The 22223-nt window shown below is 43.5% G+C and carries 19 protein-coding genes and 1 pseudogene; 13 read left to right on the top strand and 7 right to left on the bottom strand.

All coding sequences use genetic code 11. The annotated features are described in order from the left end of the window. Nucleotides 1-110: 110 nt before the first annotated feature. Complete coding sequence (locus tag SK3146_RS15920; RefSeq protein WP_249865936.1) at nt 111-1229, bottom strand: hypothetical protein; 1119 nt, start codon at nt 1227-1229, stop codon at nt 111-113. A gap of 241 nt (nt 1230-1470) precedes the next feature. Between SK3146_RS15920 and SK3146_RS15915 the strand changes: the two genes are divergently transcribed. The 9 genes and pseudogenes from SK3146_RS15915 (at nt 1471) to groL (ending at nt 8962) form a co-directional block, all read left to right on the top strand. Continuing rightward, entirely contained in the window at nt 1471-2352 is an 882-nt protein-coding gene (locus SK3146_RS15915; RefSeq protein WP_249865935.1) for an endonuclease/exonuclease/phosphatase family protein, read from the top strand. Between the two features lie 332 nt (nt 2353-2684). Next, nucleotides 2685-3326, top strand: coding sequence for a 5-formyltetrahydrofolate cyclo-ligase (locus SK3146_RS15910; RefSeq protein WP_249865934.1), 642 nt, complete (start codon nt 2685-2687; stop codon nt 3324-3326). Continuing rightward, nucleotides 3323-3817, top strand: a complete 495-nt coding sequence (gene moaC / locus SK3146_RS15905) for a cyclic pyranopterin monophosphate synthase MoaC (protein ID WP_249865933.1) — start codon at nt 3323-3325, stop codon at nt 3815-3817. Before SK3146_RS15910 ends, moaC begins: the two co-directional genes overlap by 4 nt. A 41-nt stretch (nt 3818-3858) precedes the next feature. Beyond that, nucleotides 3859-4358, top strand: a pseudogene (gene mog, locus SK3146_RS15900) (molybdopterin adenylyltransferase). Next, nucleotides 4348-5343, top strand: coding sequence for a molybdopterin-binding protein (locus tag SK3146_RS15895; protein WP_249865932.1), 996 nt, complete (start codon nt 4348-4350; stop codon nt 5341-5343). Before mog ends, SK3146_RS15895 begins: the two are co-directional and overlap by 11 nt. 253 nt (nt 5344-5596) lie before the next feature. Beyond that, nucleotides 5597-5899: a Sec-independent protein translocase subunit TatA/TatB gene (locus tag SK3146_RS35015; RefSeq protein WP_283942827.1), complete on the top strand. Its 303-nt coding sequence runs from the start codon at nt 5597-5599 to the stop codon at nt 5897-5899. Nucleotides 5900-5940: 41 nt separating this feature from the next. Continuing rightward, nucleotides 5941-6699 (top strand): twin-arginine translocase subunit TatC, encoded by a 759-nt coding sequence (tatC, locus tag SK3146_RS15885; protein ID WP_249865931.1) that lies wholly within the window; start codon nt 5941-5943, stop codon nt 6697-6699. A gap of 226 nt (nt 6700-6925) precedes the next feature. After that, nucleotides 6926-7207, top strand: coding sequence for a co-chaperone GroES (gene groES / locus SK3146_RS15880; protein ID WP_249865930.1), 282 nt, complete (start codon nt 6926-6928; stop codon nt 7205-7207). A gap of 126 nt (nt 7208-7333) precedes the next feature. Next, nucleotides 7334-8962 (top strand): chaperonin GroEL, encoded by a 1629-nt coding sequence (groL, locus tag SK3146_RS15875; protein ID WP_249865929.1) that lies wholly within the window; start codon nt 7334-7336, stop codon nt 8960-8962. 667 nt (nt 8963-9629) lie between these two features. On the opposite strand, the gene SK3146_RS15870 is transcribed toward groL, so the two are convergent. The 6 genes from SK3146_RS15870 to SK3146_RS15845 all read right to left on the bottom strand — a co-directional run bounded on the left by SK3146_RS15870 (nt 9630) and on the right by SK3146_RS15845 (nt 17671). Then, on the bottom strand, nt 9630-10958 hold the full coding sequence (locus tag SK3146_RS15870; RefSeq protein ID WP_249865928.1) for an S-layer homology domain-containing protein: 1329 nt from the start codon (nt 10956-10958) through the stop codon (nt 9630-9632). Then, nucleotides 10949-11254, bottom strand: coding sequence for a hypothetical protein (locus SK3146_RS15865; RefSeq protein ID WP_249865927.1), 306 nt, complete (start codon nt 11252-11254; stop codon nt 10949-10951). Before SK3146_RS15865 ends, SK3146_RS15870 begins: the two co-directional genes overlap by 10 nt. A gap of 205 nt (nt 11255-11459) precedes the next feature. Next, on the bottom strand, nt 11460-13916 hold the full coding sequence (locus SK3146_RS15860; protein ID WP_249865926.1) for an O-antigen ligase family protein: 2457 nt from the start codon (nt 13914-13916) through the stop codon (nt 11460-11462). Next, entirely contained in the window at nt 13909-15012 is a 1104-nt protein-coding gene (locus tag SK3146_RS15855) for a glycosyltransferase (protein ID WP_249865925.1), read from the bottom strand. The genes SK3146_RS15860 and SK3146_RS15855 overlap by 8 nt, the downstream gene beginning before the upstream one ends. An 18-nt stretch (nt 15013-15030) precedes the next feature. After that, nucleotides 15031-16176 (bottom strand): glycosyltransferase family 4 protein, encoded by a 1146-nt coding sequence (locus SK3146_RS15850; protein ID WP_249865924.1) that lies wholly within the window; start codon nt 16174-16176, stop codon nt 15031-15033. Nucleotide 16177: 1 nt separating this feature from the next. Further along, nucleotides 16178-17671: a sugar transferase gene (locus SK3146_RS15845; protein WP_249865923.1), complete on the bottom strand. Its 1494-nt coding sequence runs from the start codon at nt 17669-17671 to the stop codon at nt 16178-16180. A 263-nt stretch (nt 17672-17934) separates the two neighbouring features. Here SK3146_RS15845 and SK3146_RS15840 point away from each other — a divergent pair, with 263 nt between their 5' ends. The 4 genes from SK3146_RS15840 to SK3146_RS15825 are packed head-to-tail and all read left to right on the top strand — an operon-like array spanning nt 17935 to nt 22209. Further along, nucleotides 17935-19014, top strand: a complete 1080-nt coding sequence (locus tag SK3146_RS15840; RefSeq protein WP_249865922.1) for a mannose-1-phosphate guanylyltransferase — start codon at nt 17935-17937, stop codon at nt 19012-19014. Nucleotides 19015-19049: 35 nt separating this feature from the next. After that, nucleotides 19050-19826, top strand: a complete 777-nt coding sequence (locus tag SK3146_RS15835) for an ABC transporter permease (RefSeq protein WP_249865921.1) — start codon at nt 19050-19052, stop codon at nt 19824-19826. A 14-nt stretch (nt 19827-19840) separates the two neighbouring features. Then, nucleotides 19841-21085, top strand: coding sequence for an ABC transporter ATP-binding protein (locus SK3146_RS15830; RefSeq protein ID WP_249865920.1), 1245 nt, complete (start codon nt 19841-19843; stop codon nt 21083-21085). Further along, nucleotides 21070-22209 carry a glycosyltransferase family 4 protein gene (locus SK3146_RS15825; RefSeq protein ID WP_249865919.1) on the top strand — a complete coding sequence of 380 codons (1140 nt, stop codon included), beginning with the start codon at nt 21070-21072 and terminating at the stop codon, nt 22207-22209. Before SK3146_RS15830 ends, SK3146_RS15825 begins: the two co-directional genes overlap by 16 nt. Nucleotides 22210-22223: the final 14 nt, after the last annotated feature.

Here is a 22223-nt window from a genome sequence, read left to right as displayed (position 1 = left end):
CGCAAGAAGAGCTGACGTGACGATCAGCTCTTTTTCAGCTTATAGCTCGGCGGTGATTGGCGGGCGGGACAATTCCTCTGCCGCTATCCTTGAGTGATGCCGGCCGGATTTTATTGTTCGCTGCCGGAAGCCGCAGCATCGGAAGAGGCGGAGCCGGAGGCTTTCTCTTTATGCTGTCTTTTGCTTTCGACGAAGGTTTTCAAAGTATCCGTCAAGCTGTCTTTCAAGCCGCTGATCAGCTGATCTTCGCTAATGCCTTTGGCTTCGGCGATTTCCGCGAGCGATTTGCCTGCTTGCAGGTCGGCGGTCAGCTCTTCTTTAGTAACCCCGATGATTTGCGCTAACTTGTCGGGATCAGCCAGCGATCCGAAATGCTGCTGTTTGCCTTTTCCGGAAAACTGGCCGAATTTCATAGTGTTCTCCACTTCTTTTTTCAGACGATCGGCCAAGTTCGCTTTTTGCTTATCCGCTTGCTCTTGCGTCAGTTTGCCCGAAGCGACAGCCGCATCAATGTCGGCCGTTTCCGCCGCGGTCAATTTGCTCAGGAAGTCGTCTTCGCTGAGGCCGGCTTTATCTTGGGCGATCTGGGCGAGCGATTTGCCCTGCTTCAGCTCGTCCGTGATGACGCTTTGTTCTACGCCTAGCACGGTTGCCGCCTGTTTCAAGAGATCTCCGCCTCTCATGACCATGCCGCCGCCGAAGTTACCGCCGAATTTTGGCTTATCTCCGGTTTCTTTAGCTGTGCCTTTCCGTTCCACTTCTTTCTTCAGGCGGTCGGCCAAATTCGCTTTCTGCTTATCTGCTTGCTCTTGTTTCAGCTTGCCTGAAGTGACGGCGTCATCAATAGCTGTCGTCTCCGCCGCGGTCAGCTTGCTTAAGTAGTCGTCTTCGCTAAGGCCGGCTTTATCTTGAGCGATTTCCGCGAGGGACTTGCCCTGCTTCAATTCATCGGTCACGACGCTTTGCTCCACGCCGAGAATGGTTGCCGTCTCTTTGATGACATTAGTGCCGCCGAATCCGAATCCGCCTCCGAAGGCGCCGCGGCCCTCGAAGCCTTTTTTTCCAAAGTCGGCTTTATGTTTGGTACCATTGGTATCTGTATTGTTCTGGACAGTGGAACTGTCAGTATCTTGTGCTTGAGCTTGGGTAAGCAATGCGGTCAATCCGCCGCCGATTAAAAACCCTGCGGCAATCGTACCTGTAAGTATTTTTTTACCGATCGTCTTCATTCGTTCCTCCACCTTCATTATGAAATGGCCTTACACTTAAAGAGTATAAGCCCAATATATGAAAAAGCTATGAAGCTTAGCTTAACTGGAGATTAATGTTAGCTGAAAGTGAACTGAGCGAAATTTGCCATCCGTTTCCTAGTATACAAATCAAAAAGGGTTATCGTATGCTCGGAAGTATAGTGGAATCCTCTACGAAGTTATCGGAGGTTACATATTTTTAGGGAGAGCGGGTGAGGGTATGCAGCCTCAGTTGAACCAAGGAGCCGGACCGGCGCTGCCGAAGCGGGCGGGACGCGGATTGCTGCTTGTTTTGGCGCTGTTGATATTCGCGGTATCGGCCGCTGATCTGCGTCCCGATACGATAGCGGTATCCGCTAAGGAACAGGCTGTGGGCATACCGGATTCGATATGTTTTATGACCTTTAATATTCGTCATGCTAAAGGCTTGGACGGAAAGGTTCAGCTAGCCGCCATCCGAAGCCAAATCGAGCAGGGGAAAGCCGATCTAATCGCTCTTCAGGAGGTAGACCGGTTCCAGTGGCGCAGCGGCATGCAGGATCAGGCCCGATCGTTGGCCCGATCGCTGGGGCTTGCTTATGCGTTCGCACCCGCTATGCGCAGAGGGGTCTCACAATACGGAATCGCTCTGCTCAGCCGGTATCCGCTCTCTCATGTCCGGACCTACCCGCTGCCTGGCGACAAGGAGCCGAGGGTCGTGCTGACGGCGGAAATGAAAGTGCGGGGTGCAGGGCAACCGGGGAGCGGGAGACCGGAAGAGTCCGTCACGATAGTGACGACTCATTTGGGCGTGTCGGGATCGGACAGGGCGAGGCAGATGCCGCAGCTGCTGCGCGTATTGCAGAGCATCCGTACGCCGATTATTTTGATGGGCGATCTGAATATGCCGGATAACGATCCTTTAATGAAGGAACTGAACAGGCGGCTGCATAAAGTGTCTCTGAATCGTCCGCAAGCGACGGTTATGCACGGTGGAGAGATTGATCATATTTTCACAAGCTTTGCCGACAGCTGCGACGGCTTCGCCTGGACGGAGCCTACGCAGGCGTCCGATCATATTCCGGTGCTTCATCAGATTTCGTTCTCGCGGCTGCTCGATTAATATGCTTGAACGGAACGCATCCATTAGACCATATAAGGAATACTATTTTAAACATTATCATGCATCGGGACCGGTTCGGGTATCGATTCCGTATGATCCATGCCGGGAAAGCTTGGCCCGCCAAGCCGGAAACGCTAATGTCCGGAGGCGGTTTTCCCTATGTCATGACGAAGCGGATAGAGTGAAATGGGAGTAAAATGAAAAAGAAGTGCGAACAAATGCCTTCCTTGCTTTTTTTTACCGGATAATTGTTGTAAACTGAATGAAAATAATGTTTTTCGTTACGGAGCAATTCCTTCACGTTTCCGACCCCATCAAAGAGAGGCCGTTACATGAATATCAAAGAATGGAAAATTGAGCTGCGGCGGAAGGCGGAGGCCGAGAGAAACGCACTCTCCCCGTCCCAGCACAGCGTAAAATCACAACAAATTAATGAAGCTTTAAACAAGCGGATCGGCGAAATTTTGGATTCCTGCGCCAAGCCGGGGCATCGGCCGACTTTATTTACGTATGTTCCGGTGAAGTCCGAGGTCGATGTGAGCGCAGTAACGGAAGCATGCTGGGCTAAGAACTACCGCGTTCTGGTTCCGAAGGTGCAGCATGATCCGAAGCAGCTTAAGCTGTTCGAAATCAGCTCCTACGATGATCTGGAGAAGGGCGCATGGAACATTCCGGAGCCTAAGGCCGGCGCCCCGGAGTTTCGCCAAGTCAGGGAGATCGATGTTATTCTCGTTCCGGGTCTGGCGTTTGATACGCAGCTCGGCAGGCTCGGCTACGGAGGAGGCTTCTACGACCGGTTCATGCAGCAGTATGTCCGTGCCGGATGGGACAAGCCTTATATTATCGCGGCCGCCTTCGATCTGCAAATGATCAAGGAAGTTCCCATGGGCTTGTTCGATTTCCGGCTGGACGAGCTGATTACGGAAGCGAGAACGATTCGCGCGGCTCAAACAGGAGGCTTGAAGAACGGATGACGGATTCCAATCCATTCACGCATTTTAATGAAGAAGGCCGGGCGCGGATGGTCGACATTTCGGAGAAGCAGGAGACAAGCCGCAGCGCGACGGCGCGGACGACGGTCGCCATGCAGCCTTCGACGCTCGCTCTGATCAAGGAAGGACGGATCGGCAAAGGGGATGTGCTGGCGGTCGCTCAAGTGGCCGCGATCATGGCCGCCAAAAAAACATCGGACTGGATTCCGATGTGCCATCCGCTGTCGCTCACCGGCGTCGACGTGCGCTTCTCCGATAACGGGCGCAATGAGCTTTATATTGAAGCGACAGTGAAAACAAAAGGTCAGACCGGTGTCGAGATGGAGGCGCTAACGGCCGTATCCGCAGCCGCGCTGACCGTCTACGACATGTGCAAGGCGGCCGAGAAAGCAATGGAGATCGGCCCTACGCATCTCGTCAGAAAAACCGGGGGGAAAAGCGGAGATTTCTATAGAAACGATACCGGTAAGTAATCACTTTACGGTACAATAAGCCCATGGAGAGGAGTAAGCTTATGCGTTGGAAAGTGGCGATTTTAACGGCAAGCGACCGAGGATCCCGGGGAGAGCGAGAGGATACGAGCGCCCAAGTGATTCGGGAGCTGATCGAAGAGGAGATCAACGGGGAAATCATCGAGTACCGTGTCGTTCCCGACGAGAAGGACGAGATTATGGCTGCGCTGATCGAAATGACCGATTATTTCAAGGTCGATCTCATACTGACGACGGGCGGAACCGGACTTGCCCCCGCGATGTGACGCCGGAAGCTACTCTGGGAGTCATCGACCGCCTGGCACCCGGCTTTGCCGAAGCGATGCGGATGATCTCGATGCAAAAGACGCCCCGAGCGATGCTCTCCCGAGCCGTATCGGGCATTCGCGGCAGAACGCTGATTATTAATCTTCCGGGCAGTCCGAAGGGCGTATCGGAAAATCTGGCCGCCATTATGGATCAGCTGCCTCATGCGTTGGGGATATTGACCGAGCGTGAAGGAGATCACGGATATGAAGCCTGATGCCATGCTTCGCGAGGTGAAGGTGGAGGAAGCCGTCGGGATGCGGCTGGCGCATGATTTGACGCAGATTATTCCGGGGCAGTTCAAAGGCCGGTTGTTTAAAAAAGGACATGTCATCGAAGAAAGCGATATCCCTGCGCTGCTCAGCATCGGCAAGGAGCATATTTACGTCATGGCTCTGGAGCGGGGATGGCTGCATGAAGACGAAGCGGCGCTGCGGATGGCTCATGCCGCGGCAGGATCGAATGTGGAGCTGGGCGCGCCTCATGAAGGAAAAATAACGCTTAGGTCAACCATACACGGACTAGCCTCGGTTCGCAAGCCGCTGGTCGACGCGGTGAATGCCATCGATCAAATCGTGATGTCCACGATCAAGACGAATACGGTTGTCCGTCCCGGACAGGCACTGATCGGCACCCGGGTCGTTCCGCTCATTATTGAGGATGAGAAGATCCGCATGGTGGAGCAGAGGATAACGATGCCGCTCGTCGAAGTGAAACCGTTTCGTCCGCTTCGCGTAGGATTAATTACAACCGGAAGCGAAGTGTACAAAGGCCGCATACAGGATAAATTCGGCTCCGTCGTGAAAGAGAAGGTGGCCGCGCTCGGCTCCGAGGTGATCGAGCAGCGTCTTGCGCCTGACGAGAGCGATGCTATCGTGCGCGAAATCCGCTATTTCTTGGACGAGCGGAAGGCGGATTTGATTCTTGTGACCGGCGGCATGTCGGTGGACCCGGACGACCGTACGCCTGGAGCGATCAAACAAGCGGGGGCGACGATCGTCAGCTACGGCACGCCGATGCTTCCGGGATCGATGCTGCTGATGGGATATTTGGGCGAGGTGCCGATTATGGGGCTGCCCGGATGCGTCATGCATGATCCTTATACATCGTTCGACGTGCTGCTGCCGCGCATTTGCGCTGGGGAGACGATCGTGCGCGAGGATATTACCGAGATGGGCTACGGCGGCTTGCTTGGCTGCTAGTGCGGCCGCAAGCTGCTGCCGTTTGTTTGCCCGCGATCCGCGGGATTGTTTAAAAGCCTGGTGAAAAAGTGGGCGGAGAGTCGGTAGAGAGCTGGAACAGCGTAAGCGGTCGCCTTAGTAGACGGACTTTCCCCGCGTGAGGGGTTAAAAATGAGAGAATCCGGCTGCAACAGCGAGTGAAACCTCTATCGACCGCAGGCCACGACGAAATCACCACCCATTTAAAGCATGATATATAAAGGAGGTCCGGCAGTTGAGTATTTCTCACTTGCTGCTTATCGCTATCGTCGCTTTGGTTTTGTTCGGGCCGAACAAGCTGCCGGAGCTGGGGAGAGCTCTGGGCAAAACGATGCGTGAATTCAAGAAAACGGCCAACGATTTGATGGGCGACCTTCAAGAGACGGATTCGCAGCCGCAGCCCTCGCGCAAGGACGTGACCCCGTCCTCGTCTTCAACGGGTTCTACGGCGCCTGCCAGCTCATCGTCCGATGCGCCGGCTGCCGCTGCCCAGCAAGAGAAGCCGGCTGCGTCTGATACCCGCAGATTGCCCGATTAACGGCCGTCATTCCATTTTACAACCAGGAAAGGTGAATAGATATGGATCTCGATGAAGGGATGTCACTGGTCGAGCACCTCGGCGAGCTGCGCAAGCGCATTATATGGGTGCTGGTCGTTCTTATTCTTGGAATGGTCATCGGCATCATCGTGGCACAACCGCTCATTATGTATTTGAAAAGCGTATCTCCTGCGAAGGATATTCCGTGGCATGTCTTTTCACCGTGGGATGCGATTCGCATGTATATGAGCTTCGCTTTGGTGACCGGACTCATTATTACGATCCCTGTCGCTTTATATCATCTGTGGGCTTTTTTAAAGCCAGGTTTGCGGGAGGAGGAGCAGCGGGCGTCTTTGAAATTCGTGCCCTTTGCTTTCTTATTGTTCCTGATAGGCTTGGCATTTGCTTATTTCGTTGTATTTAAAATGGCCTTTTTGTTTACGTCTGGTATTACGGCAAAGCTCGGGCTCGAAGAGACGTACGGGGCTTCGCAATATTTTTCGTTTATGTTCAATATTCTCATTCCGATTTCTCTGCTGTTCGAGCTGCCGATCGTCATTATGTTTTTAACGCAGCTTCGCATCCTGAACCCGAAGAGACTGCACAAGATTCGCCGCTACGCGTATTTGATTCTCGTTATTATCGCCGCGATGATCACGCCTCCCGATGCGGTTTCTGCTATCGTCGTGTCGGTTCCGATGATCATACTGTACGAGTTCAGCGTGTTTTTGTCGGGGCTCGTCTACCGCAAGCAGCTGCTCAAAGACCGGGCGTGGGAAGAGGAATACGGCGCCAAATAAAGTCTGCTCCACCGTTTCGGCACGGCTTGGGGCAGGCTTTTTTCTTCCGTTGACGGCTCGTATAAATTATTTTCGTCTGGATACAATGAATGGGGTGTGAAAAATCGGTAAAACCACTTGCAAAATTCACGCAAACTGATTATCATAATAAGTGTTGTTAGCACTTAGTCAATTCGAGTGCTAACGGAAAAATGAACAACCATAATCTAAAGGAGGCTATTTTCTCATGATCAAACCGTTGGGTGATCGCGTAGTCATTGAAGCCATTGCTAAGGAGGAAACCACAGCAAGCGGTATCGTGTTGCCGGACACTGCCAAAGAGAAGCCGCAAGAAGGCAAAATCGTAGCAGTTGGCAGCGGCACTCTGAAAGACGGAGAGCGTATTCCGCTTGAAGTGAAAGAAGGCGACCGCATTATTTTCTCCAAATACGCTGGCACTGAAGTGAAGTACGATGGCCGCGAGCTTCTGATTATGCGGGAAAGCGACATTCTTGCCGTTCTTGCCTAATTTAGAGCGTTCTTACTTAAGTTAGCCTAACAGCTGCAGCTTTATGAGCGAAACAGCTTCTACTTATGATGCAAATAATGGTACGACTTAAAATAAAAATCAATATTTTTCGGGAGGGTATCACTCATGGCAAAAGAAATTAAATTCAGTGAAGACGCTCGCCGCGCAATGCTTCGTGGTGTTGACGCGCTGGCAAATGCCGTTAAAGTCACTTTGGGTCCAAAAGGCCGCAACGTCGTTTTGGAGAAAAAGTTCGGCAGCCCGCTGATCACTAACGACGGCGTGACCATTGCCAAAGAAATCGAATTGGAAGACGCGTTCGAGAACATGGGCGCTCAGCTCGTTAAAGAAGTAGCGACCAAAACGAACGATGTTGCCGGCGACGGTACAACAACTGCAACCGTTCTGGCTCAAGCGATGATCCGCGAAGGCTTGAAAAACGTAACGGCAGGCGCTAACCCTATGGTAATCCGCAAAGGGATCGACAAAGCGGTTAAAGCGGCTGTAGAAGAATTGAAAAACATCTCCAAAGCAATCGAAGGCAAACAATCCATCGCGCAAGTTGCGGCTATCTCCGCTGCTGACGAAGAAGTAGGCGAACTGATCGCCGAAGCTATGGAAAAAGTGGGCAAAGACGGCGTTATCACCGTTGAAGAGTCCAAAGGCTTCGCTACGGAGCTGGAAGTGGTTGAAGGTATGCAATTCGACCGCGGCTACATCTCTCCTTACATGATCACCGATACGGATAAAATGGAAGCTGTATTGGAAAACCCATACATCTTGATCACAGACAAAAAAATCTCCAACATCCAAGAGATCCTGCCTGTGCTTGAGAAAATCGTACAACAAGGCAAACCGCTTCTGCTTATCGCCGAAGACGTAGAGGGCGAAGCATTGGCTACCTTGATCATGAACAGACTGCGCGGCACGTTCACTTGCGTAGCGGTAAAAGCTCCTGGCTTCGGCGACCGCCGCAAAGCCATGCTGCAAGATATCGCTGCCTTGACTGGCGGACAAGTAATCACGGAAGATCTTGGCTTGGATCTGAAATCCACTCGTCCGGACCAACTGGGTACGGCTCGTCAAGTTCGCGTAACGAAAGAAAACACGATTATCGTGGACGGCGCTGGCGACAAAAAAGACATCGGCGCTCGCATTTCCCAAATCCGCGCTCAACTGGAAGAAACGACTTCCGACTTCGACAAAGAGAAGCTGCAAGAGCGTCTGGCTAAATTGGCCGGCGGCGTAGCGGTAATCAAAGTCGGCGCAGCCACCGAAACCGAGTTGAAAGAGCGCAAGCTTCGCATCGAAGACGCTCTGAACGCTACTCGCGCTGCAGTAGAAGAAGGCATCGTATCCGGCGGTGGTACGGCTCTGGTTAACGTATACAGCGCGGTTGCAGCTGTACAATCGTCCGGCGACGAGCAAACCGGCGTAAACATCGTCCTGCGCGCTCTGGAAGAGCCTGTACGCACGATCTCAGCTAACGCTGGCCAAGAAGGCTCCGTTATCGTTGAGCGTCTGAAGAAAGAAGCAGTAGGCATCGGCTACAACGCAGCTACCGGCGAATGGGTGAATATGTTCGAATCCGGTATCGTTGACCCTGCTAAAGTAACTCGTTCCGCTCTGCAAAACGCAGCTTCCGTTGCGGCTATGTTCTTGACTACCGAAGCGGTTATCGCCGACAAACCGGAGAAAGACAAACCAGCTATGCCTGATATGGGCGGCATGGGCGGTATGGGTGGAATGATGTAATCAAAACCTCATCGAAGCCATTCGAGGAGGAACGACCGCGATGAAGCGGCCGATTGGATTACCAGTTGAGCCAAACGCGATCAAGGCGGAAATACGGGCAGAACAGCCCGTAGCATCCGTGGTTCTTCTGCGGAAGAACCATCGTTATGAATAAATCAAAAAGGTTTCTCATAGGTTCGATTTCGAACTTGTGAGAAGCCTTTTTTGTTATTCGGGAAAAACGCTGACTGCACAAGCAAAAATGCCTTCCGACCGCTGCCTTTCCCCGATTTATTGAACTGCTGGCCCGTGAAGGTTGGTCGAATCGAGGGGACAAAGGCGGCCGCGACCGCGCTTCTACAGACTGCTTCCGCTTGAAGCTTACATGATGAGAATGGATGAAGGCTTGGGAATCAAGCAGCAGTCGATACTGTGACGCCCCGTGCAGCAATCGCGCTGTGACAAGCGCAAGAGCTTGTCTGTAGCTTCATTAATAGATATCCTTGTCCGTTGTATGTATTTTACAAATAGAGGCTTATACAGGCGTTTAGCACCTTTAAAACGCGTTCGTCAGATAATAGTCTGATGAAAAAGACGGCTGTTACGCGAAAACGTCCTCCGGCCACTGTTTGTCCGGAAAGGAGAACAAAAAAAGACCCGATACCGAAGTATCAGGTCTTTTCCGTAATTAGTTGATGAAGCGAGCTGTGCTCAAGAAACGTTTCAGCATAGTAGCCGATTGTGCGCGAGTAGCTTGGCTTGCGGAACCGATAGTATCATCAGTCATACCGTTAATCAAACCAGCGTTGATCGCAGCAGCGATTTCTTTTTGAGCCCATACAATTTGATCAGCGTCTTTGTACTTGCTCAAAACGCTTTGAGGATCGGATACATTCGTCGCGATATCAACATAGTTCATGGCACGAACAACCATAGCCGCCAATTCTTCACGAGTGATTTGCGCGTCAGGACGGAATGTGTTGTCTTCATAACCATCGATGATACCAGCGTAAGATGCTGTTGCTACAGTGCTTGCATACCAAGCATCGGAGCTTACGTCTTTGAACTTGCCAGCTCCAGTTTGTGGAGTCAAGCCAAGAGCACGAACAACCAAAGCTGCAAACTCAGCGCGGGTGATGTTGCGGTCTGGTTGGAATTGAGTGTCAGTTACACCGTCGACAACCAATTTGTTAGCCAGAAGCTCAACGTCTGTTTTGGACCAGTGGGAAGCTACGTCAGCAAAGCTTTTGCTGTTTTCAACAACCGTATAGATGCTGCTTCCGTTACGTTTCAGCGTTGCGATCGTTTGATCATCCTCAGTGGAGAAGGTGGATGGAACGAAGCTCAGCTTTTTCGTAGTGTCATTGAACAGAACACCCGTTGCCTTACTGGAATCAACAGCTTTCGAAACGTTGATGGAACGAGATACATAAGTGTTACCGAAGTCAACTGCTGCTGTTTTGCTGCCGTTATCTACTGCTACGACGTCGAAGTCTACAGCGTTAGCCACTTGAGTAGCGCCCAATGCTGTTGCAGCTGCTTTAAGATCATCGGCTGTTGCGCCGGTTACTTTCGCGATGGATACTTTGATCTTCATGTCCTCTACTTTAATTCCGAGAGTTGTTGCAAGATCATCCAGTTTCAATACGGAAAGCGGAAGAGTCAAAGTACCATTGCTGTTAACAAGCACGATCGTTTTGCCGGCTTTTACTGCGTCTACCAAAGCAGAAGCAGGAAGAAGAGCAATATCTCCGGAGAGATTCAACGTAACAGTGTCATTGTTAGACAAAGCACTGGACAGTGTAGATGCGTCTACGGAACCGTCGCTGCTAACGGAGATCGTTCCGTTACCAGTGGAAATTCCGCCGCCACCGCCACCGCCGCCACCACCACGGTTATTGTTGGTCGGTGTGGTGTTGCTAACAGTAGAGTACACGGAATCGTTAACGGACACAACGCCGTCTTTGTAAACCGTCGTATTTACTGTCAAGGAAGTGTAAGTATTACCTACATCCAAGCTTCCGATTGTGTAGAACCATCCTTGGCAGGGTCATATACATTATTGTAAACAGCTTGTGCAGTTCCCAAAAATTGACCATTAGTGCCAGGGCTATACACATTCACATATACGGCATCATTTTTACTTGCGTCCAGATAAACATCGGAATAAACGCTGCCGGAAACCGAACCGTATTTATAAGTCAAATTAGAAAAACCGGTTGCGGCGAAAGCCAGTACAGGAACCATCATAGCGATAACAAGCATTAAAGATAGCATTGCAGAAGTCTTCTTAACAAAATTGCGATTCAACACCAGGTTTCTCCTCCTATTTCTTTCTCTGTTTGATCCATTTAGGTTATTTCTATTCGCCATTATCTCTTTTCACCTCCTTTCCATGGGGGCTTCTATAACATAAGGCACAGCCTTTGTTATTCAAACACATAGAGCCTATTCTAACATCTGTTCGCTAATTTTGGTAGCATCTTGAAGAAAAAAATGTTTCCCAAATAATAGAACGTTATTTAACGGAAAAAGTTGCGTTTGCCAGCTTGTTAATTTCATCCTTTTCATCAGGATGTTTGGCAATTAACTTATCGTACAGCGCTTGATCGTTTTTATTTTGTTTTTGAAGCGAGGCGAGATACCATCTTGCAATGTCCTGCTCCATTTCATCATTGAACTGATCGTTTACATACATCTTCAAATATTCAGTGGCGGAAGCGTATTGACCGCGAATATATTCGATTTGTCCCAAATTGAACGCCATCGTTTTGGTGACATCAAACTCTCGTCCTTGTACCTGGGCTTTCGGCAAGCTTTCAAGATCTTTCATTTTGGCAAGAACCATGTTGTGAATGTCGAAGGCATCGTTCCAATATTGGGTCATCAATGCTTCGTTGTGCTGAGCTCTAGCCTGTTCGCTAAGACCTAAATCATAGGAAATGACTTTTTCATACAAAGTAATATCCCACGGAAAATTGCTAATTTGGGATCTCGCTAAATCGTGCGCTTGCGTTAATTGATCCTTTAAAAGATAGGCCTGAAGCTCTTGATCGATGAGATAGCGGTTATGAGGCTCCGTTTGTTTCAACTGGTTAATTTGGTCCATTAACAAAGTGTAGTACTGTTCGTCTTTCGTTTGTTGATAGCCTTGCATTAAAATATTAATTTTATAGATGGAGTAATCGGGCTGATTAGGATGTATTTTTAAAGCTTTATCCACGGTATTGAATACTTCGTTAATGGGCTTGTTGCCCGAAGCATTAGCAACCGCTGAGCTGAACAAGCTATTTGCATTAAGGTTTTGAGTCGAAATAAAGAACATTACTATTGATAATACCAGTAAAACCGCCGGTACGCCCTTGTTAATATAAGGCAAAGCGTTTGGTTTGATGAACTTGGCCGTTGCGCTCGTATCAATATGGGAGATCATGGCTCCCAAGCATAAGAAGACAAGAACTCCAAGAAATACAAAGCTCAAATCGAAGTCAATGATACTGTGAACAAGCAACGCTATTGTAAAAATAAAAAATACATGGTGGTTCTCGTTGCTTTGCGGAGCTTTCAATTGACGATGTATATACAAGTAAAAAATATAGATTAAGAAAGCAAGAAGAATCAGGATTCCGATTATGCCCGTTTCTACTAGATATTGAATAAAGAAATTATGTGCTTGTCTGCTTACATAAGGGTTGTTTTGATATTTCTCATATAGGGCTGCCCAAGCGCCGCCTCCGGCACCTGTCAGAGGATAATCGTTGAGCAGCTTGATGGAGTCTTTATAAAAAGTGCCTCTCTCCAGTACACTGTGTTGTTCAAAGTTGATATTTTCGATACGCTGCTTAATATAGTCGGGAAATAGATTCAAAGCGCCCGTATTGCCAAAGACAATAAATATACCTAGACAACCGACAATTAATGCAGCGGCAGGCAGCAAAATATTGGCGAACCGGTTTTTAATTTTAGCTTCAAAATAATTTTCCAAAATGGGATAAACAAATCGCTGAAGCAGCCAGATGATTACTGCACAGCCGACGGAGGAACCGAGTAAGATCCAAAGTCCCGTCGATGCTGTGGACAGATCCTGGTGAAGATAAAACTGCTCTCCGACCAAAGTAATTTTGTTTAAAATAAGCATCGAGATTAATCCGGCAATGCCAAAATGAATGAAAACAAATATTTGCTTTGTAATTTTCATAAACGGCAGTACCAATAAAAGAACAACGGGCAATATGACAAGTCCGCCCCTCGAAAGCGTGAGCAGCAGCGAAACTAGCATAGGAACCAGCATGAAAGCGTGTATTAGTATCGATGCAGGCTTACGTGTTTTTACAATCAGATAGGCCGCGGCAAGCAGTAGGGCGATCAGATAAGCGGCATAAGAGTTTGCGTACTGGAAAATGGAAGTTAGACGCAGCTGATTATCCGCCATCATAACGGCATCTTTATATTCATTGTTCTGTATAATGGCGAACCATTGCACCAATGAAGCGGAAAGCGATTTATAACCAAGCCAATTTATCATCCCGAACCAAACAACTACATAACCTGAAACCATAATGCAGTATGTAATGATTCGGTTTCCAAGAGAGCTCCTGCATAGATACAGTCCGAGAATGAAAAAGATCGAATAAAGCATCTGTATATACAGCATATTCGTGGAATAATAACGGGAAGCTTCGTGAATTCTCGCTAATAAATACGTAAAGGGTAAAAGCCAAACGAATAAGCTAAGCCAGTCGCGGTGGTCCTGCAGTTTCCAGTTAAAAAGCAAGTACAAAGAGGCAAGAAACATGATGATGAAGCCCCATACCAACGAACTGTAAATCGGACGTTCAAAGTCAAAAGTATTTCCGTTAAATAAACCTTTTTGAAACGGGGCCCAGAACATAAAAAGAACGACAAAGGCCGTCAATATCCAAAATAAAATGGATGTTTTCTCTTCACTCACTATTTGCTTATTTTTCTTATACATGAGGCTGCTCCTTCTGTTTAATTGCATTGTCGATAAATGATGAAATTTGGTTTTTAAACCTTGTCTCGTTAAACTGATCTGCATGCTGCCGAATAATTTGCGAATCAAAGCTCAAGGTGTTGAAGTGCTTCAGCGACTGAATTAAGCTATCTGCAGAAGGCTCGCGGAAAAACACGCCGCTTGTCCCTTCGGCTACAGTTTCAAGCGCACCGCCTTTACCATAGGCTATGACAGGTTTCCCATTGGCTTGTGCTTCGAGAGGCGTGATGCCAAAGTCCTCCTCTCCAGCTAAAATGAAAGCTTTGCAGCCGGCATAATATTGCGAGATGACTTCATCGGATTGATAGCCCAGGAGCTGAACCGTCGGCCCGGCAAGCTTTTGCAGCCTGCTGCGATCGTACCCGTCGCCGATGATAACAAGCGGCAGTTGGAGCCGATTAAAGGCCTCTATAACGAGATCAATCCTTTTATAAGGAATCAACCTTGAAACGATTAAAAAATAATCTCCGCTTTCCGTCGGCGCGCCAAAACGATCAAAGGCAACCGGAGGGTGAATGACCTCACTTGGAAGATTATAATATTTTCTAATTCTCCGGGAAACATTTTCGGAATTCGCGATATAATAATCCACTCGCTGCGAATTTACATAGTCCCAGTTGCGTATTTTGTGCAAAATAAAAGGGAGTACGTTTTTATAAATTGGATTATGGATCTCGGCTAAATATTGATGATACAAGTCCCATACATATCTCATGGGAGTATGGCAGTAACAAATATGAATCTGCGAAGGGTTTGTTATAATGCCTTTAGCAAACGCGCTTGAGCTGCTTAAAATCACATCATAGCCGCGCAAGTCGAAGCTTTCCACGGCGTGAGGAAGAAGGCTTAACATTTTTTTATAATGTTTTTTGGAAAAAGGGACATTCTGTACAAATGAATTTATAATATTGGCCTGCTTGAATCTGCGAGGCATACGGTCCAAATCGGAAATAATCGTGTAGACGGGAGCATCGGGGAACATGTCCATGAAACATTCCAGAACACGCTCCGCTCCCCCATATTGGTTCAGATAATCATGAACAAGTGCGATTTTCATGCAAGGGCTCCTTTCTCATCACATGTTCAATATTTTATCATATACCAATTTGGTTTCCAAAGCAGTCTTCCTCCAGCTGAAATGAGAGGCTCTTTCCATTGAAAGCTGTTTATAATAGGCATGCTTGGATTCATTATTTAGTAATCCATAGATTTCTGTAGCCCATAGTTCATGTTCATCTGGAGGTAATAATATCCCATGTTTATCTACAATTTCAGGTATAGAAGAGACGTTAGAAGCAATCACGGGTACCCCACAATTCATTGCCTCTATGATGGGAATCCCAAAGCCTTCATAAATAGAAGGCATAACAAAAATTTTGGCGCCATTATAAATAGCCGCGAGATCCTCATCCTCAATAAATCCAGTAAATATAACTTTGGATTCCAAGCGGTTACTTTGGAGAAAATCAAAGAGAGGAGTGTATTTCCAACCTTTGGCTCCAACAATGACAAGGTGATGATCGCATTCGTAATTTTGCAATAAATATTGAAAAGCCTTGAGAAGACCCATGAGGTTCTTCCTAGGCTCAAGTGTACCGACAAATAGTATATAATTTTCTGGTAAGTTATATTTGTTTACTGCGGCTTGAACGAATTCCTTATCGAGAGGTTTGTAGCAAGGATCTGCAGCTAGATGAATGACTTCGATTTTATCCTCGGATATTCCAAGTAACCGCATAATATCCTTTTTTGTATGTTGAGATACAGCGATAATTTTTGTTGCACGCTCGGCGCTATAAGGGACCCATTTTGTATGATGTTTGTATATTTTTTCACTGGTTGTTTCAGGATAGATCATATAGGCTAAATCATGAATAGTAATAACTGTTTTATTTCCTTTAATTGGAGTATGAGTGAAATTAGTCCCATGAAAAATTGTTTCGAATGTCTGATTATAAAAATCAAAAGGATATTCATATAAAAAATTTGGTTTCATAAGCCTTCGAATTACTTTGTAAGGGTAACGACTATTGGTAAGGGATATTTTTTCTTGATGAACTTTTAAGGGTAGTTCGTTAACATGAATATTTTTTGCAATTCGATTAAAAAATAAATCTACATCCAGATGTAAGTCCAATAAATTCTCATACAGATTACGAACATAATTGGAAACGCCGGAACGCGCGCCCAGCAAAGGCTGGGCATCTAAATATACATGCAAATTAATACGCTCCTTCTCCTTTTAGTACTACTGGAATAGTTTTAATTAGAATTTTTAGATCAAGCCCTAAGCTCCAATTCTCGATGTAATAAACGTCAAGATTCATCCATTGATTGAAGGAAAGGTCACTGCGTCCGCTAACCTGCCAAAGTCCTGTTATTCCTGGTAATACTTCTAGTCTCCTCCATTCCCAGTCGCCATAGCATTGAACTTCTTTTGGAAGAGGAGGACGAGGGCCGACAAGACTCATATCACCCTTAATAACATTTATGAGCTGTGGTAGTTCATCTATAGAATATTTACGAATAAAACGACCAACCTTTGTAACGCGAGGATCATCCTTCATTTTGAAAACAATATTATCCATTTCATTTTGATTTTCCAGACTTTTTAGCATAGCTTCTGCATTAGTAATCATTGACCTAAATTTCAGCATACCAAACTGCTTGCCATTTTTTCCAAGGCGGGTTTGTTTATAGAAAATACTTCCCTCAGAATCTAATTTAATAGCAAGTGACGTAATAAGAAAAACTGGGCTAATCATTAACAGTAATACCGAAGCAGTGAGAATATCAAAAATTCTTTTTGCTATAAGGCCAAGTCCTCGCATAGGTGTTTTTACTAATGTTACAACGGGTAATGCATTAATGTTACCTATTTGAACTGTGCTCATTACTAAGTTAAATAGATCCGGTATAATTTTAATTTTGATATCAAGCTTTCTGAAATCTTTAATAATCTGATTTACCAATTCTCTTTCAGAAGGAATAGTAATAATGATTTCATCTACAATATATTTCTGAAGTAATAAGTTTAACTCGGAAGTTTGACCTAAATTTTGAATATCAAGAAAATCATCTTTATCATGGTCATCCACAAAGCCGACTACTTTATAACCAAACGATTTATTATGTGTAAGCTCATCCATTAACGACTTTCCAACTTTTCCGGCTCCTACAATAATGACATTTTTACAAACAAGATCATTATTAGCTAATCTGAAGTACAGTAACCTTTTTAATATTCGCAGTACTGCGGACAAAACAATAGCAGAAAACCAGTATGCAATTACGACTAATCGCGAAAAATCAGTGTATTTCATTAAAAAACTAATGCCAATGGTTATTATAACTGCAAAAGAATAAGATTTGGCCATTTTAAACAATTCATCTGCTAAACCCGAATTTGAACGAAAGTGATAAATCTTGTATCTAAAAATAAAAAATAAATAAAGCAATGACGAAATAGCGAAAAATATAATGTAATTCATAAATCTTGGGAAATTAGTGGTGAATAAATTGATTGATTCACCAAATTCCTGTGAAATTCGGTATTCATATAAAATGAAATAAAGAGTTGTAAATGAAGCAATTTCGATGATCATAAAGCAGAAAGCCATAATTAAAGCCATATTTTTTCTATTTTCAAGTTTTCTATTTAATTCTAATGTCGGAAGCATATTATTGGATGTTTTGGTGGCAAATGGATAACTCACCTTACAAACCCTCCATTATTATTTTCTTTTGAATCAATTGTATTGCGAAACTTGCAGAAAAAGCAAGAATATATATTACCAGTATAGCATTTGAAAAATAGTGCATTAGAAATTGTTGGAATTTGGATAAAAAGTAACCGGAAAGGATGTAATAAATTGGCACTTTTCATTGCTTTGTTTTTATTTAATCAGTTATAATGAATAAGATTAACTCAATTAGTATAAAACATTAGAAATCTTTGTCGATATTTGGAGGAAACCATATGACACTTACAGCTGTGATCATGGCAGGAGGAAAAGGAGAACGGTTTTGGCCTAAAAGTCGAACAAACTTACCCAAACAATTCCTGAATATATCAGGTAACAAATCTATGATACAACAAACAGTATCAAGATTAGAAAAACTTATCTCTATCGAACAGATTTTTGTAGTAACCAACGAATTATATGCTGAGTTAATTCATGCTCAAATTCCAAATTTACCTTTGGATAACATTATTATTGAGCCTATAGGAAGAAATACTGCACCCTGTGTTGGGGTAGCCTCAATTATTATAGAAGAAAAATTTCCCGACAGCACAATGATTGTGTTACCTTCTGATCACATTGTAGAAAATGAGGAACGTTTTGTTAATATACTCAATACCGCGGCAATGGTTTGCGAGCATGATTCAGACTCTCTTGTTACTCTTGGAATTACTCCGAATTACCCCGAAACAGGTTATGGTTATATTGAGAGTACTCAAAATCGCTTGAATATTAATGATATGAATGTTTTCCAGGTTAACCAATTTGTTGAAAAACCTAACTTGGAAAAAGCGAAAGAGTACCTTGCGGCAGGAAACTATTATTGGAACAGCGGTATTTTTATTTGGAAGATTAATACTATTAGGCGTTATATTAAAAAATTTATGCCTGAAATGAATGATTTACTTGAAACAATGAAGGTCGCTTTTAAGTCTAATAATATAAACCAGGTTATTAGGTCTGAATTTCCTAAAATGCCCGATCAATCTATCGACTATGGAATTATGGAAAAGGCGGAGAAGATTTTTGTCATTCCATGTATTTTTGGATGGGATGATGTAGGCAGCTGGACAGCGCTCGAAAGAATTAATGATAAAGATAGTAATGGTAATGTTATTAAGGGCAATATTTTAAGTATTGATACGAAAGATTCTATTATTGAGAGCAATGGGAAGTTGATTGCAACGCTAGGCATTGAGAATTTGATTATTATTGATACAGAAGATGTTACTTTAATCTGCGCGAAAGATCGGGCTCAGGAGATTAAATCGATAATTAAAGAGTTAAGAGAGCACAAATTGGATAAATATCTTTAAATTATTTGAATAGCAACTGTAAGGAGATTAATTAAATGATTAGGAGAATTAGTGAGCTTTATAGTTACAGACAAATGCTAAAGAGTTTAGTACTTACAGATTTACGAACTAGATACAAAGGATCTGTAATGGGATTTTTATGGACATTCCTAAATCCGCTATTACTCCTTGCAATTTATTCTGTTGTATTCTCATTTATCATGAGACAGAATATTGAGAACTATCCTATGTTTTTATTTTGTGCTATTTTACCTTGGACTTTTTTTTCGTCATGCATACAAAGCTGTTCTGGTATTATTTTAAGAAATAGTAATTTGGTTAAAAAAATATATTTCCCAAGAGAGATACTTCCTTTATCAGTAATAATAGCAGGTGTCATTAATTATTTTTTTGGTTTGGTGATATTAATTCCATCTCTGTTGCTAACAGGGATCCACATTAATATATCTCTGGTTGCATTTCCTCTTATTTTATTTGTCCAAACCTTGCTTGTTCTTGGAATAAGTTTAATAGTCAGCGCAATGAATGTTTATTTTAGAGACTTGGAACATATTATTGCAATTGTACTACAAGCAGCTTTTTATATAACTCCTATTATTTTTCCTATTAGTATGGTTCCCAAAGAGTTCCAGTTCTATTTTTTATTAAATCCAATGACTGAAATAATCCAAGCTTATAGAAACATTTTTTATTACGGTGTGATGCCTGACTTTTCTCATTTATTTCTTTATCTTCTTTATTCCTTAATTGTATTAGTTATTGGTTGGGCAATATTTAACAAACTTCAAAAAAGTTTTGCAGAAGAAATATAAAAGAGGTAATGAATATGGTACTGATCGATGTGAAAAATGTTACCAAAAAATTCGTGTTGAAAAAGGAAAAAAATGTAACGCTAAAAGAAAAATTGATATATCGTGGAAAAGAGAAATCAGAGGAATTTTGGGCTTTAAAAGACGTAAGTTGTCAAATAGAAGCTGGAAAAACTGTTGGATTAATTGGTAAAAATGGTTCTGGAAAAAGCACACTGCTTAAACTTATGACCCGAATTATGTATCCTACAAATGGTTCAATAAAAATTCAAGGTCGAGTTTCCAGTCTATTGGAGTTAGGTGCGGGATTTCATACTGATTTTACTGGAATGGAAAATATCTACATGAATGCTTCGATTCTTGGCTTAACGAAAAAAGAAATTGACCAAAAATTGCAGTCAATCATAGAATTCTCTGAATTAGAAGAGTTCATAAATAACCCTCTACGAAGTTATTCTTCAGGTATGTATATGAGACTAGCCTTTTCTGTTGCTATCAATGTAAATCCTGATATTTTGCTTATAGATGAGGTTCTTTCGGTTGGAGATACCTCCTTTCAAAAAAAATGCATTAATAAACTCAAAGAGTTGAAACGACAAGGCAAAACTATTGTGATTGTATCCCATGATAATCATACAATGGAGATATTATGCGATGAGGTGATTTGGTTAAATAAAGGGAAAATAGTTAAATCAGGAAACTCTAAGGTTGTTATTAATGAATATTTGGATTTTATGGCAGAAGAGGATGGAATTCGCTTAAATAATCAAAAGCAACAACAAAACGATGAATCAGAAATAGAAAATGATGAAGTTCAACTTTCGAATGAAGAAGAAAAAAATAGATGGGGAAATAGGGAGATTGAATTAACTAATTTAAAACTATACAACGATAAAGCGCAGGAAATCTATTATTTTACTTCAGGAGAGAAAGTGCGTTTCAAAATCAATTATCTTATGCATAAAAATAATGAAGATGTTGTATTTGGTATAGCGATTAATACAATTGACGGCATTAAATGCTATGGAACAAATACTGAAATAGACAATATAAAGGTCGAGAAGCTTTCATCTAAGGGAACAGTATATATCGATATCGATAGTTTGAATTTAATTGAAGGTTCTTACTTAATAGATATAGCAGTTCACAAATTAGATGGTACAGCTTATGATTATCAAGTGGGTAAGTATAGTTTCCAAGTTAAATCGAATGTTCATGATGTTGGTATTTGTAAATTGAAGCATGAATGGATAATACAATGAAAATAATAATGGATGCATCTCCATTAGTTTCTCGAAAAACAGGAATAGGATATTATACATTAAATTTAGTACAACACTTGGCTATGTACAAGCAAATAAAATTAAATCTAGCGATAAATGGAGTGAGGCCATCTCATTCCATTCCCACTGATCTAGGCGATATTAGTAAAATATTATTACCCTATGATAAACTGAGAAGTATGAACGTACACTCCAGAATTTATAATTTATTGAAAGTGGAATATGCTGCTAGTAATTTTGATATTTTTCATGGAGTTAACTTCCATGTTTGGCCAACATTAAGTGCTAAAAAAATAGTAACTTTTCATGATCTCGCATTCATTAAATACCCAGAACTAATGCCTAAAGAAATAGTAAAACACCATAAAAAATGGGCAATCCATTCACTATACAATTCTGATTTTGTTATAACCGTTTCACAAAGTGTTAGACAAGAGATAATAGACCACTTTAATTATAATCCTGAAAAGATAGCATGTACTCCACTAGCTGCATCAGGACGTTTTTTTCAAAGAAATTCGAAAGAAGAGCTTTCGAAAATTAAGAGCAAATATAAATTACCAGACTCTTTTTTCTTATACGTAGGGACAATTGAACCACGAAAAAATATATTACGGTTAATTGAGGCTTTTGATTTAGCTAGGAAAGATTTTGAATTCGATCAGAAGCTTGTATTAGTTGGAAGTAAAGGGATTGAATTTGAAAAAATTCTTCAGAAAATAAATGAATTGAATTTGTTAGATCAAGTAATTATTGCTGGATATGTTGAAGAGAATGATTTACCGTTGATTTATAATATAGCAGATGTTTTTATATATGTTTCATTGTATGAAGGTTTTGGTCTGCCGATTCTAGAAGCTATGCAATCGGGGTTGCCAGTAATCACTTCAAATTTATCTTCAATGCCTGAAGTTGCTGGAGCTGCCGCTTTACTTGTAAATCCATTTGATACACTATCAATAGCAGGAGCAATTGCTATGTTATCGCAGGATGCTAACTTGCGTACTAGACTTTCTGAACAAAGTTTACAACAAGCAGGTAAATTTTCATGGAGCTTAACAGCATTTCAAACATTCGATATATATAATAAAGTCCTTAAATAATATTGTAAGGAGAC

This window comes from Paenibacillus konkukensis (assembly GCF_023523925.1).
In the GTDB taxonomy this organism is placed as follows: domain Bacteria; phylum Bacillota; class Bacilli; order Paenibacillales; family NBRC-103111; genus Paenibacillus_S; species Paenibacillus_S doosanensis.
This window is presented reverse-complemented; position numbering and strand designations above follow the sequence as displayed.